The sequence below is a fragment of the Plantibacter lichenum genome (genome assembly GCF_050587525.1).
Taxonomy (GTDB): Bacteria; Actinomycetota; Actinomycetes; order Actinomycetales; family Microbacteriaceae; genus Plantibacter.
Map to the genome: position 1 here is coordinate 1 of NZ_JBOBFT010000006.1, position 14,047 is coordinate 14,047.

Here is a 14,047-nt window from a genome sequence, read left to right on the forward strand (position 1 = left end):
GCCGCCGCCCGTGCCGCGGCCACCGCCGCCGGTGATCTCACCGCGTTCGCCGCTCGCCCAGCGACGAACCGCTGTGCGATCTCGCCGGCGGCGTCGCGTGCACCCGCGGAGAACTCGCGCGCGCGAGCGATCGCATCGCGGGGCCGGTCATCGTCGGGCGCTTCGGCCTCGAACACCGGCAGAACCCGTTCGGCACAGTCCGCGGCCCAGGCGGCGACGATGCGGCGGTCTGCTTCACTCAACGACTGCGGGGAGACCATACCAGCAGTCTCGCACGACCCCTCTGGTGGACCACCGCCGAACAGATCGTCGGCACGCTCAGGCTCGATCGCGTAGAGCCGCGATCCCCGCGACGACGATGTCGAGCCCCAGCTCGAATCGAGTTCCGTAGTCGTGCACACCGATTCTGGCTGCGACGACCGGATGGCTGTCAGGCCGCCCTTCCACCGAGTCTCCGCGTCCGAGCTTCACCGAGACGTGCCCCACCACGAAGTCGTAGACGACGAAGAACGCGTAGGTCGCGGTCGCCGGATCGAGACCAGCCTCTTCCAGCACGGAGACGACACGATACATGAGCGCGTCCCCGCGGTCTGATCGCAGGGGCGAGTGCCTGGTGTGGAATTCGAGGACAAGCGGTTGCGACTGCAACACGTCCGCCGCGGTGTGCGCGAAGGCCCGGACGGTGCTCTCCCAGTCACCGGGACAGGACAGTCGCGCGGACCCCTCGTCGACGGCGTCGACCATGAGGAGGAAGCGCAGCCGGTCGAGGCTTCCGACCGCCCGCTTGACTGTATCGGGGGCGACCGCGAGCACCTGGCCGAGAGCACGGAAGGAGACGCTCTCCATGCCGGTCGCGTTCGCCATCGAGCGCGCCGCATCGAACACGACCACTTCGCTCAGCGCGCGAGGCCGCCCCCGCTTCCGTGGTTCCGTCATCCGTGCACTCCTCTAGCTCTCGCATCACACGCTCATTTTCATCTAAAATTCTAGCATCCAATCCTCTTAAACTCCTGCGGAATACGCGGCACTTCAAACAGACCGACATCCATACCCGGGCAGGCGATCCCGGATTTGTTTGGCACTTCGTCGTGAAATACCAGAGCCGTTATGGTTCAGGTGCGCCGTTGCAGAATTCAGGAACATCCGCACAATTCAGGACGATCTGAGCCGACGCGCCGCCCGATCGTCCTGAATTGCGCACCCGGTCCTGAATCGTGCAAGGACCCGATCCCGGCCACTTCACACCCGATCGCAGCATGCGGCCTCGCGGATGCACCCGTCCGCGAGCCCGCGCGCGAACACCCCTAGGAGCACGTCACATGCAGTTCAGTCCACCGCGGCAGCACCCGCGCCATTCCCGATCACTCCTCCCGTCGCGGCGCCTCATACGCCGAGTGGCGGGATGGTCCGCGACCGCCGCCGTCGCCACCCTGGCGGTCGGCATCGCACCACTTCCCGCCGCTGCCACCGCAGCCCCGCCGACCCCCAGCAGCATGGAGCCCGCCAACCACGCCGCGTCCGCCAGCGCTGCCGCACCCGCACCCGCACCCGCACCCGCACCCGTCGTCGGCTACTCCGGCGCGACCCCCTACGGCATCGCGGCAACACCCGACGGCAACACCTTCTACGTGACCGACTACGCCTCGAACAGCGTGTCGATCATCGATGCAGCATCGAACGCCGTGACGGGAACGGTGGAGGGGCTCACCGTCACCTCCCCGTACGACGTCGCGGTCTCCCCCGACGGGACGACTGCCTACGTGACGGGCGGCAACTCCGTGTCCGTCATCGACACGTCCACCAACTCCGAGGTGGGATCGGTCCAGTCCTACACGGGGTACGGGACGAACCGGCTCGCGTTCTCCCCCGACGGCGCGAAGGCGTACGTGGCCGACGGCTGGAACAGGACGCTGCACGTCATCGACACCACGACGCACACCGTGACGAGCCGGATCAGCGGGTTCGCCGGGTACATCCTGGGCGGAGTCGCCGTCTCACCGGACGGATCGCGCGTCTACGTCGCGAACCTCGGTTCGAACTCGGTCGTGGTCATCGACACCGCCACGAACCGGATGCTCGGCACGGTCTACTCCTACAACGGTCGCGGACCGCACGCGATCGTCTTCGCCCCTGACGGGCGCACCGCATTCGCGACGAACACGGAATCCGGCACCGTCTCCGTGATCGATGTCGAGACGAGCGCCGAGGTCTCGTCGTTCGCCGTCGGGAACCGGCCCACCGGGATCGCACTCTCGAAGGACGGCGCGTTCGCGTACGTGACGAATCTGATCGGAGGGACCGTGTCGATCATCGACACGGCGGCCCGCAGCGAGATCGGTGCGGTGCCGGGCTACGTCGGTTCCGGGCCGATCGGGATCGCGCTCACCTCCGACGACAGCGCAGCACTCGTCATTGAACGCCAGGGCAACGCGGTCACACGGGTATCGGTGTCCTCTCCCTCGGCGTCTGTCGCATCGATGTCCCCGTCGCGCGGGGCGATCAGCGGTGGGACGGCCGTCACCATCCTCGGCGAGCGCCTCATCGGGACCACCGCGGTGACCTTCGGCGACACCGCTGCCACGAACATCGCCGTCTCCGCCGACGGCACGACCCTGACCGCGACGGCTCCCGCCAACACTCAGGGGCCGGTCGATGTCGTCGTCCGACACTCTTCCGGCGACCTGGCGCTCGACGAACCCTTCCGCTACTTCACCGTTCCGGGGGCTCCGACGCGCGTCGCCGGCACCTCCCACGATGGCACGGTGGACATGACGTGGTCCGCCCCGGAGTCGGATGGCGGCGCGACGCTCACCGGGTACTCCGTGTGGCACGCGGCGGTCGGCGACGACGAGTGGACCCTCGCCGCGGAGACCGAGGCCCGGAGCGCCACGATCACCGGCCTGGACCCCGGCGCCGCCCACCGCTTCCGCGCCATCGCGCACAACGAGGCCGGCCCTGGCGAGCATGCTGAGATCCTGCTGCAGCCCGGTGCCGGCGTCGTGCCCCCGGGCCCGACTCCGACGACGGCCCCGGACACGGGAGCGGCCGCACGGTCTTCCTCCGCAGGCCTCGCTTCTACCGGATTCGATGCGCTCACCGCACTGCTCCTCATCGCGGGCACGCTCGTCCTCGGCGGCGCGGGCATCGCGCTCGGCGGAGGCATCCGTCGCAGACGCGGCACCGATCTCCTCAACAGGTAGTCGGATTCAGCCACGGACTGCTCCGCCGAGTCGGCATCGGCTCGGCGGAGCAGCGAGGAGACGTTCGCGTGCGGCGAGCGCATCGCGTCACATCGCGTCGCCGGTTCCTGGTGCACGATGCCGCCCGCACGGCTCCTCGCCCACTACGGTTGAGGTCGTCCCGCTGCGCGGCGGGGCCTCACCCGTACAGCGAAGGAGCACCACATGTCGGTCGGACTGTTGGCCGTCGTCGACGACATCCTCACGGCGGCGCTCAAGGCGAGCGCCAAGACCGCCGGTGTCGTCATCGACGATGCCGCCGTGACCCCGCAGTACGTCCAGGGCCTCACGCCGGCACGCGAACTGCCCGTCGTCTGGCGGATCTCCCTCGGGAGCCTCTTCAACAAGTTCGTCATCATCATCCCGGTCGCCCTGCTGCTCACGGCGTTCGCGCCCTGGGTGCTGCCGTTCCTCTTGATCATCGGCGGAACCTACCTGTGCTTCGAGGGCGCAGAGAAGGTCACCGAATGTTTCGGTGTGCACCACGCGGCCGATGAGACGGGGTCGCGCGACGAGAAGAAGCTCGTCTTCGGCGCGATCCGCACCGACCTCATCCTCAGCACCGAGATCATGCTCATCGCCCTGGCGAGCCTCGACCCCGACTTCGGGATCTGGCTGACGCTCGGCGCCCTCGCGGTGATCGCGCTCGCCATGACGGCGCTCGTCTACGGCGCCGTCGCCATCCTCGTCAAGATCGACGACATCGGGCTCCGCCTCATGAAGCACCCGACGAGACGCGTGCGACGCACGGGCGCGCGCATCGTGGCGTCCATGCCCGCCGTGTTCCGTGTCATCAGCATCGTGGGCACCGTCGCGATGCTGTGGGTCGGCGGACACCTCGTCATCGCCAACCTCGCGGAGACGTTCTGGACCGGCCCGTATGATCTCCTGCACGTCGTGACCCACGCGATCGAAGCGGCCGGTCCCGTCGTCGTCTGGCTCGCGGACACCGCAGTGTCGGCCGTCTTCGGGCTCGTGCTCGGCCTGCTGATCGTCGTGATCGTGACCGGGGTGAAGCGGCTCACCCACCGCGAACCGACGAGCGCCGACGCGCACTGAGCGACGCTGACCAGCTGACAGACGCTGGCTGACTGATCGACTGGCGGTCGGCCTCCTTGTCCGGGCTCAGTCCACGTACTTGTCGGCGCCGGACGTCGCCGCATCGGCCGCGACCGTCGGGTCGAGCACCTCGATCACGAGCGGTTCGGCGGTGGTTGCGGCAGCAGGAACGCTCCACACCCTCGCGGAAGCACCCACCCCGGGCACCTGCGACTGCAGCAACGGGCGCGTCGTCCGCGGGCGCCAGACACCCGCCACCGTGGCCCCGTCCTCGGTTCGCACCGTCAGCGTGAACTGGGACACCGATCCGTCCTCCGTCGTCCCGACACTCCGCGCGGAGACGACCCCCGAGCGTGCACGGACGGCGCCGAGCGTCTCCGTCCACCGCGCCGCAGCCCGCTCACGGTCGGCGCCGGATCGCACAGCTCCGAAGTAGGCGCCCCAGAGCGCGAGGCACAGTCCCCCGAGCATCACGGTGAAGAGCAGCGAGAACCACCAACCCGGCGTCGGATTCGTCCACAACGCGATGATGCTGGCGAGGCAGAGGATTGCGGCCACGCTCAGCACGAGCACGAGTGCGACCCGTGCGGAGGGTCCGAGTTTCCGCTTCACCCGCAACGAGGCAGGTGGGGCGGCCTCTCCCCAGTGCTGCAACAGGTGAACGACATGCCCTTCAGGGGAGGGCGCTGAACCCGACATACCTCGACCATAGACCGCTTCGGCCGCCGCCCGACAGTCGAATCCTCCGCGATCGATCACGCTCTTCAATTCGTCATCGGCCTCGGGTAGATTGCGGTCAGCGCTCGCACCTCGCGAGCATGCGCGAAAGGCTCGCCGATGTCGGACACCACCTGCCACATGTCGATCTCCTTGGACGGCTTCGTCGCCGGCCCGGCCCAGAGTCTGGAACAGGGGCTCGGGAGACGCGGTCAGGAACTGCATCGATGGCACATGGGCGATGCACGCGCCACCGAAGCGGACGACACCGCGGTCGGCTGGCTCATGCGACCTCGCGGAGCCTATGTGATGGGCCGCAACATGTTCGGTCCGATCCGCGGCGATTGGGACGAGGACTGGCGGGGATGGTGGGGGTCTGAGCCGCCGTACCATGCGCCGGTGTTCGTGCTCACGCATCACGCGCACGAGCCGATCGAGTTGGAGGGCGGCACGACCTTCCACTTCGTCACGGACGGGTTCGACGCCGCCTACGCGCTCGCACAGGAGGCCGCGGGCGATCGGGGCATCGACATCGCGGGCGGCGCCTCCACGGTCCGGCAGGCACTCGCGGCAGGCGTCATCGATGAGCTCACCCTCGACGTCGCTCCGGTGCTCCTCGGCTCCGGCGAGCGGATCTTCGGCGGCTCCGAGTCGTTCGAATTCGAGCCCGTCGAGGTCCTGCACTCACCGCTCGCCACGCACATCCGCTACCGCCGACGCAGCTGACCACTGCCGCCTGCCCCCTCCAGCGTCCCAGACCCACCTTCAGGGACCCCTGGCTCAAGGCGTTCGGTATGGTGGAGACTCCGTGAACAGGCCGAGAGGATGCCAGTGCTGACGAGCAACGAGTACTTCGCAGGTGCAGTGAAATCCATCGGTTTCACCATCGACTCCCCCGATGCCGCTTCGGCGAGCGTCGGCGTGATGGAGCCGGGCGAGTACACCTTCGGCACGGGCAAGGCCGAGGAGATGTCGGTCGTGAGCGGCGAGCTGCACGTGCTCCTGCCGTCAACCGACGTCTGGCAGCGCTTCTCCGCCGGCACGCGCTTCCACGTTCCAGGCGAGAGCAGCTTCCAGCTCCGGGTCGAGGTGCCGACGGCGTACCTCTGCCGCTACCTCGACGCCTGACCGGCTCCCTCGTCAGACGCGAGCTTCGGGTCGCTCAGGCTGGAGCCGAGACCGCGCCCGGATCGCAGCCGTACGCCCGGAGGAACGCGCGCACGCCTTCGACGATGAGCCGCTCCGCGTCCGGCTCGTCGCGCACGGCCGCCGCTGTCCCACCGATGCTCGCAGCGAACGGCGAGAGGGTCAGCGCCACGAAGTGATCGGCTGCCAGCCGCGCATCCGGCGCAACGAGCAGGCCCTGTCCGTCGAGTTCCGCGAACCGTTCCGCAACCGCTTCCTCCGGTTCCTGGAGGTCCCAGTGCTTCGCCCTCAGCTCGGGGACGTGCGTCGATTCAGTGGACACGAGTCGCATGAGCGCCGCGTAGTCGGGTGAGCCGATGGCGGACGTCGTGATGTCTCGGGCGAAGCCGATGAGCGACGCCTCGAGATCGTCGATGTCGGTGAGGTTCTCGGTGATCGCCGTCGAGACCGCCGCGCCGAGCGCGGCCACGGCCTGTTCGACGACGGAGATCAGCAGCGTCCGCTTGTCGCCGAAGTAGTCGTACACGGTGCGCTTCGAGACGCCTGCGGTCGCGGCGATGGCGTCGACGCTCGTGCGCTCGAAGCCGTCGGCGAGGAAGTGCTCACGGCCCGCAGTGAGGATCGCCTCGCGTTTCTGCGTGGATCCTTCGCGCAGGGTCTTGCCCGTCGAGGTGCTCGCCATGGGTCTCCTCCAGAGAGTTCCCCACAATCTTACTCACCGGTGTAGACAACTACACTGCACGGTGTAGTGTTGCAGCCATGACCTCGACATCACGCCAAACGCCGCCCCTTGCGCTCCCACCGACACCGGTCAGCTCACGCAGACTCAACCTCATCAGCCTGGTTCTCATGCTGGGCATGATCACGACGATCCTCGACACCACGATCGTGAACATCGCCCTCGATCACCTCCACACGGCGTTCCACGCCTCGGTCGCCCAGACCCAATGGGTGGCGACCGCCTACCTCCTCGCGTACGTCGCCGTCGTTCCCGTCTCCGGCTGGGCGTCGGAACGGTTCGGCGCGCGACGCGTCTGGATGGGGGCGGTCGCCGTCTTCCTCATCGGCTCGGTCCTCTGCGGGCTCGCCTGGGACCTGCCGTCGCTCATCGGCTTCCGCGTGCTCCAGGGCGTCGGCGGCGGGATGGTACTCCCCGTGACCATCACGATCCTGACGCGCGCGGCGGGCAAGGAGCGGATCGGCCGGGCGATCGCGACCATCGGTTTCGTCGCGCAGCTCGGCCCCATCCTCGGCCCGATCATCGGCGGATCACTCATCAGCTCGGTCGGCTGGCACTGGCTGTTCTTCGTCAACGTCCCGATCTGTCTCGCGGCACTCGTGCTCGCCCCGTTCTTCCTCCCGGTCGGTGAACGCAGCCGCACGCACTCGCTCGACGTGCTCGGCCTCGTGCTCCTGACCCCCGGCGTCGTGGCGGTCGCCTTCGGCGTCAGCCGCGCGGCAGGTACGGACGGATTCGCCGCCCTGGACGCGTGGGGTCCCCTCTCGGTCGGAGCCGCGCTCCTCGTGGCATTCGTCCTCTGGTCCGTGCGGGCGAAGCGTGCACCGCTCATCGATGTGCGGGTATTCACGCGCCGCAGTTTCGGCATCGGCGCCATCGTCACGTTCGTGAGCGGCTTCTCCATCTACGCCCTCATGTTCCTGCTGCCGCTCTTCTACCAACAGATCCGCGGCGAGTCCGTCCTCGCGACCGGCTTCCTCCTCATCCCCCAGGGTCTCGGCACCATGACGTTCGTGCTCATCAATCGCTTCCTCGCCGGACGCGTCGACACCCGCTTCGTGATCGCCGGCGGCGTGGTGCTCGCGATGGTCGGGACGCTGCCGTTCGCTCTCGCGGGGGCGTCGGGCGGCGATGTCCTGCTCCTCGCAGGACAGTTCCTGCAGGGCCTCGGGATGGCCGCGATCTCGCTGCCGATCATGACGCTCGCCTTCGCCAGCTTGAGCCACGCCGAGACGCCGCGCGGCAGTGCGGCGTTCAACCTCGTGAAGCAGGTCGGCGCACCCTTCGGCGTCACGGTCATCGCCGTGGTGCTGCAGAGCCACCTCGCCGGCGTGACGACGGCGGCTCAGGCGCTCGGCGCGTTCAACGCGACGTTCTGGTGGGTCCTCGGGCTGAGCGCGGTGCCGCTGCTGCTCGCCTTCCTCCTGCCGGCAACTCCTCGGCGGAAGGCCGTAGCAGGGCCGAACTCGCCGGCCACGACGGACGCGACGGCGGTCGAGGTCGTGTAGCGATCGCGGCGCAGAGGGTGCGGCGAAACGGCCGCGGATTCGAACGCCAGAGTCCCCGCACGCGGACCGCGCCAAACGATGCCGGATCGACGCCACGTACACTGAGCGCATGCGCGAGGGGGCGGCAGGGGCGGACGCGGGTGCTGCGAGCCCGCCGCTTGAGGTCCTCCGCGTCCCGGCCTTCGCGCTCTTCTGGAGCGCCACGACGATCCGCGCCTTCGGAAGCGCGATCGCCGGCGTCGCCTTCCAGGTCCTGATCGTCACCGTCGTGAACGCGACACCGATCGAGATCAGCGTCCTGAGCGCGCTCGGCGTCGTCCCGTACCTCTTCTTCGGCTTGATCATCGGCGCGCTCATGGACCGGTGGCGGCGCCAACGCGCGCTCGTCGTCACCAGCATCGGACGAGTCGTCGTGCTCGCGGCGATCCCCGTGCTCCTCCTCACGGGGACGCTCACCTTCTGGTCGCTCGCGGCGGTCGTCCTGGCGCTCGGCGTGCTCACGCTCTTCGCCGATTCAGCCGCCCAACCGTTCCTTCCCCACATCGTCCCTCGAGGGTCGCTCGTCATGGCCAATGCGCGGCTCGGTCAGAGCGAGACCGTCGCTGGAACCGCCGGACCTGCGCTCGGCGGAGCCTTGCTGAACCTGATCGGCGCCCCACTGCTCTTCGTCTTCGAAGCGGCCGTGAACGCAGTGGCCGCCGTGCTGCAGTCCCGCATCGTGGTGCAGGAGACGAAGCCGGAACCCCGCGATCCGGGTCGCCACATCGGGCATGACATCGTCGAGGGGATGCGCTACACCTACCGGCACCGGACGCTGCGCCCACTCGCGCTCTCCGTCCACATCTGGTTCCTCGGCAACAGCATCGCGTCGACCGTCTTCGCGGTGTTCGTGCTGCGAGAGCTGGCCGTTCCCGCGTGGGCGTTCGGCGTCACACTCGCCTTCGGAGGCGTCGGGGGCTTCCTCGGAGCGGTGCTTGCTCCCCGGATCGGCGTGAGGCTCGGCGCAGGGCGGGCGATCCTCCTCGGCCGCGCACTCGTCATCGTCCCCTGGCTCATGCTCGCCCTCATGCCGCTCGACGCTTCGAGCAGCCTCGTCGTCCTCATCGCCGTGATCGCTGCCGCCCAGTTCCTCTACGGGCTCTCGATGGGCATCGAGGACGCGAACGACACCGGCTACCGTCAGGCCGTCGCGCCCGACGCGATCCAGGGCCGGATGAACTCGACCATCCGAACGATGAACCGGGTCGTGTTCTTCTTCGGCGCACTCCTCACCGGTGTCCTCGCGACCGTCTTCGGCTATCACGTCACACTGGCAGTCGCGGCGGCGGTCTTCACCGTCGCCGCGCTCGTCGTCGCCTGCTCGCCGCTCCGGAACGCCCGACACGAGGGCGCGGCGGACGAACCCGATCCGCGCTCGGAGTGAACGCGGACGCGCGACCCGTCCGAGAGCTCAACCACGCGTGGACGGTCATGGACGGTCAGAGACGGTCAGGGACGGTCCTCGTAGAGATCGCGCTGCTTGACGATCCGCTCCGGGTTCGCCGGGCGCATGCCGACGATGATCTTGCCCCTCGCGTGCAGCTTCTCGAGGTCCGCGAACGCATCGATGATGAGATCGAACGGGTAGAACGCGGACACGACCACGTGCAGCGCGTGATCCGCCGTGAAATCGGTGATCCGCTGCAACTGCTTCGTCGCGTGCACGGCGAACTCCTCCGTGGGAGCGATCGCCGCCAGCTCGATGGCCTTGCGGTCCTCACTCGACCGGTACTGCTGCGGAGCGACACCCAACTCGAACGCGAGCGGCTGCCCGTCCTGTCCGAAGTTGTCGATGAACGCCGTGACGCCGTTCGGTGCGAGCTTCCGGATCCGCTCCGCCATGCCGTCGCCGTAGACGACCGGTTCGACGCCCTGCTCACGGAGGAAGTCGTGATTGCGTTCGCCGCAGGTGCCGATCACGCGCACGCCGGCGAACTTCGCGAGTTGCGCCTCGATGTTGCCGACACCACCCGCCGCAGCTGAGATGACGAGGGTGTCGCCCGCTCCGAGGCGCAGACCGTCGAGGGTCTCCAGGGCCGTGATCCCAGCCAGGTACAGGCCGCCGGCCTCCTCCCAGTTCACACGCTTCGGCTTCCGCACGAGCGAGCCGGCCGGCACGACCACCTGGGTCGCGTGCGCACTGCGGACCGCGTGCCCGATGACCTCGTCGCCGCGCTTCCAACCGGACACTCCGGTCCCGACCTCGCGGATGAGCCCCGCGAAGTCACTTCCCTGCCCCGTCGGCAGGTTCAGCGGCACGGTCTCGGCCAGCCGGCCCTCGCGGATGAACGCCTCGATGTGGTTGATGCCGCTCGCGAGGACGTCCACGACGACCTCGCCCCAGCGTGGACGTGGGATCTCGGACTCGACGAACTCGAGCACCTCTGGGCCGCCGTAGCTCGCGTAGCGGAGTGACTTCATCGTCTTGCTCGAACCGAACATGGCTTCATAGTGCGCTCATCTGTCTAGCTTGTCAAACAATCAGCTGGCTTTCAGATGCACGACGCCGACGATGCACGGAACCGCCCGGACGCAGGCGAGACGGAGGTCTCGGCACGCTCGGGCGGTTCGGCGAGTGCGACTAGCGCGGGGCGCGCACCACGACGACTCCCCCGGCGGGCGGCTCGATGACCGCCCGGCCGTTGTCGGCGTCGACCGCGATGACGTAGTCGCCGACGGCGACGCGTTGCACACCAGAAGCCGCAGGATGGACGATGACGTCGAGCCCGGGCTCGACGCGCGCGAGCTGGTCCTCTCGCACCGGATCCGTCGTCAGGATGTGCGCCGGCTGCGTGCGTTCCGCTGCGGCCGCACGACGGGTCAGTTCGGTCGACGTCGCGGCGTGTGCAGCGGGTCCGGCGGGTCCGGCGGCGAGTGCCGCGGCGGAGACGTGCTCCGGTGCACCGACGACGCCGTGCGTCGCCGTCGACGGCCCATCGACCACGTGCTGCCCGCCGACGTGCTGGCCGTCGCCGCGCCCGTCGCCGCCGTGCCCGTCGCCGCCGTGCCCGTCTCCCGCGGGCGCCGTGTGGTGCGCCGGGTGGCTGCGCTCGAGTGCAGCGCCCTCGACATCCACGTTCGGCAGGATGCGGTCGAGCCACTTCGGGATCCACCAGGCGCTCTTCCCGAGCAGGTGCATGACCGCGGGGATCAGCAGCATGCGCACGATGAAGGCGTCCACGAGCACACCGAACGCGAGCCCGAAGCCGATGGAGCGGATCATCGCCGAGTGGGAGAAGATGAACCCGCCGAAGACGGAGATCATGATGATCGCGGCCGCCACGACGACCGTGCGACCGGCGTGGAGTCCCCGCTGCACCGCCAGACGTGCGGGGGCATCGTGCGCGAACGCCTCACGCATGCCGGACACGAGGAACAGCTGGTAGTCCATCGCGAGCCCGAAGAGGATGCCGATCAGGATCGTCGGCAGGAAGCTGAGGATGGGCCCGGGGTCGTGCACACCGAACACCGGCCCGAGCCAGCCCCACTGGAAGATCGCCGTGATGCCGCCGAAGGTCGCGGCGAGCGACAGCATGAAGCCGAGGGTCGCCGTGATCGGCACGAGGATCGACCGGAACACCAGGATCATGATGATGAGCGAGAGCCCGACGACGAGCGCCAGGTAGAGCGGCAACGCGTCGGAGAGCTGCTGCGAGACGTCGATGTTGCCGCTCGCGCTGCCCGCCACGCCGAGGTCGACGTCGCCGGACAGCGGCGACAGATCGCGGAGGTCGCGGACGAGCTGCTCCGTCGAGACGCTCGTGGGCCCCTCCTTCGGGATCACCTGGAACGCGAGCACGGTGTTGTCGTCGGACGCACCGATGGGTGCGACGGCGCTGACGTCCTTCTGGTCGGAGATCTTCTGGCCGATCCGAACCTGTTCCGCGAGCACCTGGTCGTCGGTTTCCGCGTGGGGCAGGGTCGCGACGACGAGCAGCGGACCGTTCACGCCCGCACCGAACTTGTCCTCGATGAGCGTGTACGACTTGTACTGCGTCGAATCGACGGCCTCCGAGCTGCCGTCCGGCAGACCGAGGCGCATGTCGAGCGCGGGGAGCGCGACGATGCCGAGCACGACGAGCCCGGCGATGAGGGTGCCGACCGCGCGACCCGTGCCCATGGCCTTCGTCGGTGCGGAGTCCGGGCGAGGGGTGCCGATGGCGGCGCGCGCCTTCTTGCTGAGGATGCGGAATCCGAGCAGCGACAGCATCGCCGGGGTGAGCGTCACGGCGAGGAGGATGGCGACGGCCACGCAGATCGCGCCGACCGTTCCCATCATGCCGAGGAAGCCGATACCCGTGACGTTCAGCGCCAGAAGTGCGACGAGCACCGTGGAGCCCGCGAACACGACGGCGTTGCCGGAGGTGCCGTTGGCGAGGCCGATGGAGTCGTGCAGCTCGACACCGTCGAGCAGTTGCTTCCGGTGCCGGTTCAGGATGAACAGCGAGTAGTCGATGCCGACCGCGAGGCCCAGCATCACACCCAGCACGGGCGTGATCGAGAGCATGTCGACGACGCCGGACAGGGCGAGCGAGGCGGTGACGCCCACGCCGACGCCGACGATCGCGGAGACGAGCGGGAGCGATGCGGCGATGACGGTGCCGAGCATCACGAGGAGGGTGATCGCGGCGATGATGAGGCCGATCGCCTCGCCGACGCCGAAGACCTGCGGGATGCTCTGGGCGAGTTCGTTGGAGAACTCGACCTCGACGCCCTTGGGGACGTCCTTCTCCACGTGGTCGATGACCGACTGCTTGACCTCGGGCGTGACCTCCTGCTGCGGGTCGTCGAACACGACGTTCGCGACTGCGGTGGTGTCATCGGTGGAGACGGTGCGGATACCGGAGGACAGGTCGAGCAGCTGCGAGGAGAGCTTCAGCTTCGTGCTCTGCTCGTTCAGCTTCGTGAGGTTGTCCGTGATCGTCTTCTGCTGCGCGTCGATCTCGGTCTTCTGCGCGTCGATCGTCGCCTGCTGGGCGTCGAACTGCGCCTGCACTGCTGCGGGAAGCGTGCCGCCCGCCTGCTGCTTCGCCTGGGCGAGCGCCGCGTTGAGCTGGGTCTGGCCGTCTGCGAGCTGCTGCTTGCCTGCGTCCAACTGCGTCTGGCCGTCGTTCAGCTGCGTGCGGCCGTCGTCGATCTTCTGCTTGCCGTCGGAGACCTGCTGTGCCTGGTCGGCGATCGTCTTCTGCGTCTCGAACGGGTTGACGGTCGTGTCGACGCCCTTGAGGTCCGCCGTGCTGTCGAGCAACTTGCCGATCGCCGTCTTCTGATCGTCGGTGAACGCGTCGCCGTCGGTCGTGTGGAACACCATCGCGCCCGTGCCGCCACTCGCGCTCGGGAACGACTCGGCGAGCTGATCGGTGACCTTCGAGGTCGGCGTCCCGGGGATCGTGACGGCGCTCGACAGGGTGCCGCCGAACGCGAGGAACGCACCGACCGCGATGCCGAGGATCACGATCCAGGAGATGAGGACGGCCCACGCGCGGCGCGCGGAGAAGCGTCCGAGGCGATACAGCAGTTCAGCCAAGGGGGACTCGATTCGTCAGAAGGGGGATCAGTACGGTCGTGCGTGGGGTTCGTGCGGAGGTTTCGGTGCGGAC

12 protein-coding genes are annotated in these 14,047 nt (G+C 68.5%); 6 read left to right on the forward strand and 6 right to left on the reverse strand.

The window, feature by feature from the left end; translation table 11 throughout:
- Together ACQ3HB_RS09530 and ACQ3HB_RS09535 are read right to left on the reverse strand one after the other, a co-directional pair.
- The coding region (locus ACQ3HB_RS09530; RefSeq protein ID WP_430919781.1) for a putative immunity protein at positions 1-260 on the reverse strand (260 nt) is incomplete at its 3' end.
- 58 nt (positions 261-318) lie between these two features.
- The gene (locus tag ACQ3HB_RS09535; RefSeq protein WP_430919782.1) at positions 319-936 is read right to left on the reverse strand and encodes a TetR/AcrR family transcriptional regulator C-terminal domain-containing protein; all 618 of its coding nucleotides are present in this window, start codon (positions 934-936) and stop codon (positions 319-321) included.
- A 458-nt stretch (positions 937-1,394) separates the two neighbouring features.
- Here ACQ3HB_RS09535 and ACQ3HB_RS09540 point away from each other — a divergent pair, with 458 nt between their 5' ends.
- Positions 1,395-3,200, forward strand: a complete 1,806-nt coding sequence (locus ACQ3HB_RS09540; RefSeq protein WP_430919783.1) for a beta-propeller fold lactonase family protein — start codon at positions 1,395-1,397, stop codon at positions 3,198-3,200.
- 204 nt (positions 3,201-3,404) lie between these two features.
- Entirely contained in the window at positions 3,405-4,298 is an 894-nt protein-coding gene (locus ACQ3HB_RS09545) for a DUF808 domain-containing protein (protein WP_430919784.1), read from the forward strand.
- A 66-nt stretch (positions 4,299-4,364) separates the two neighbouring features.
- Here the strand turns inward: ACQ3HB_RS09545 and ACQ3HB_RS09550 are convergent, their stop codons facing one another.
- On the reverse strand, positions 4,365-4,997 hold the full coding sequence (locus ACQ3HB_RS09550; RefSeq protein ID WP_430919785.1) for a hypothetical protein: 633 nt from the start codon (positions 4,995-4,997) through the stop codon (positions 4,365-4,367).
- A 138-nt stretch (positions 4,998-5,135) separates the two neighbouring features.
- Here ACQ3HB_RS09550 and ACQ3HB_RS09555 point away from each other — a divergent pair, with 138 nt between their 5' ends.
- The gene (locus ACQ3HB_RS09555) at positions 5,136-5,741 is read left to right on the forward strand and encodes a dihydrofolate reductase family protein (RefSeq protein WP_430919786.1); all 606 of its coding nucleotides are present in this window, start codon (positions 5,136-5,138) and stop codon (positions 5,739-5,741) included.
- A gap of 105 nt (positions 5,742-5,846) precedes the next feature.
- The gene (ppnP, locus tag ACQ3HB_RS09560; RefSeq protein WP_430919787.1) at positions 5,847-6,143 is read left to right on the forward strand and encodes a pyrimidine/purine nucleoside phosphorylase; all 297 of its coding nucleotides are present in this window, start codon (positions 5,847-5,849) and stop codon (positions 6,141-6,143) included.
- 34 nt (positions 6,144-6,177) lie between these two features.
- On the opposite strand, the gene ACQ3HB_RS09565 is transcribed toward ppnP, so the two are convergent.
- The gene (locus ACQ3HB_RS09565; protein WP_430919788.1) at positions 6,178-6,843 is read right to left on the reverse strand and encodes a TetR/AcrR family transcriptional regulator; all 666 of its coding nucleotides are present in this window, start codon (positions 6,841-6,843) and stop codon (positions 6,178-6,180) included.
- 167 nt (positions 6,844-7,010) lie between these two features.
- Here ACQ3HB_RS09565 and ACQ3HB_RS09570 point away from each other — a divergent pair, with 167 nt between their 5' ends.
- Complete coding sequence (locus ACQ3HB_RS09570) at positions 7,011-8,408, forward strand: DHA2 family efflux MFS transporter permease subunit (protein ID WP_430919789.1); 1,398 nt, start codon at positions 7,011-7,013, stop codon at positions 8,406-8,408.
- A gap of 109 nt (positions 8,409-8,517) precedes the next feature.
- Positions 8,518-9,831 carry an MFS transporter gene (locus ACQ3HB_RS09575; RefSeq protein WP_430919790.1) on the forward strand — a complete coding sequence of 438 codons (1,314 nt, stop codon included), beginning with the start codon at positions 8,518-8,520 and terminating at the stop codon, positions 9,829-9,831.
- Positions 9,832-9,896: 65 nt separating this feature from the next.
- Here the strand turns inward: ACQ3HB_RS09575 and ACQ3HB_RS09580 are convergent, their stop codons facing one another.
- Both ACQ3HB_RS09580 and ACQ3HB_RS09585 read right to left on the reverse strand, forming a co-directional pair.
- Positions 9,897-10,889, reverse strand: a complete 993-nt coding sequence (locus tag ACQ3HB_RS09580; RefSeq protein WP_430919791.1) for an NADP-dependent oxidoreductase — start codon at positions 10,887-10,889, stop codon at positions 9,897-9,899.
- A 139-nt stretch (positions 10,890-11,028) separates the two neighbouring features.
- Positions 11,029-13,974 carry an MMPL family transporter gene (locus ACQ3HB_RS09585; protein ID WP_430919792.1) on the reverse strand — a complete coding sequence of 982 codons (2,946 nt, stop codon included), beginning with the start codon at positions 13,972-13,974 and terminating at the stop codon, positions 11,029-11,031.
- Positions 13,975-14,047: the final 73 nt, after the last annotated feature.

Excerpts from the sequence above, each read along its gene's own strand:
- ACQ3HB_RS09555 (WP_430919786.1), top strand. The coding sequence starts at position 5,136 with ATGTCGGACACCACCTGCCACATGTCGATCTCCTTGGACGGCTTCGTC.
- ACQ3HB_RS09535 (WP_430919782.1), bottom strand. The coding sequence starts at position 936 with ATGACGGAACCACGGAAGCGGGGGCGGCCTCGCGCGCTGAGCGAAGTG.
- ACQ3HB_RS09570 (WP_430919789.1), top strand. The coding sequence starts at position 7,011 with ATGCTGGGCATGATCACGACGATCCTCGACACCACGATCGTGAACATC.
- ACQ3HB_RS09550 (WP_430919785.1), bottom strand. The coding sequence starts at position 4,997 with ATGTCGGGTTCAGCGCCCTCCCCTGAAGGGCATGTCGTTCACCTGTTG.
- ACQ3HB_RS09545 (WP_430919784.1), top strand. The coding sequence starts at position 3,405 with ATGTCGGTCGGACTGTTGGCCGTCGTCGACGACATCCTCACGGCGGCG.
- ACQ3HB_RS09565 (WP_430919788.1), bottom strand. The coding sequence starts at position 6,843 with ATGGCGAGCACCTCGACGGGCAAGACCCTGCGCGAAGGATCCACGCAG.
- ACQ3HB_RS09580 (WP_430919791.1), bottom strand. The coding sequence starts at position 10,889 with ATGTTCGGTTCGAGCAAGACGATGAAGTCACTCCGCTACGCGAGCTAC.
- ACQ3HB_RS09575 (WP_430919790.1), top strand. The coding sequence starts at position 8,518 with ATGCGCGAGGGGGCGGCAGGGGCGGACGCGGGTGCTGCGAGCCCGCCG.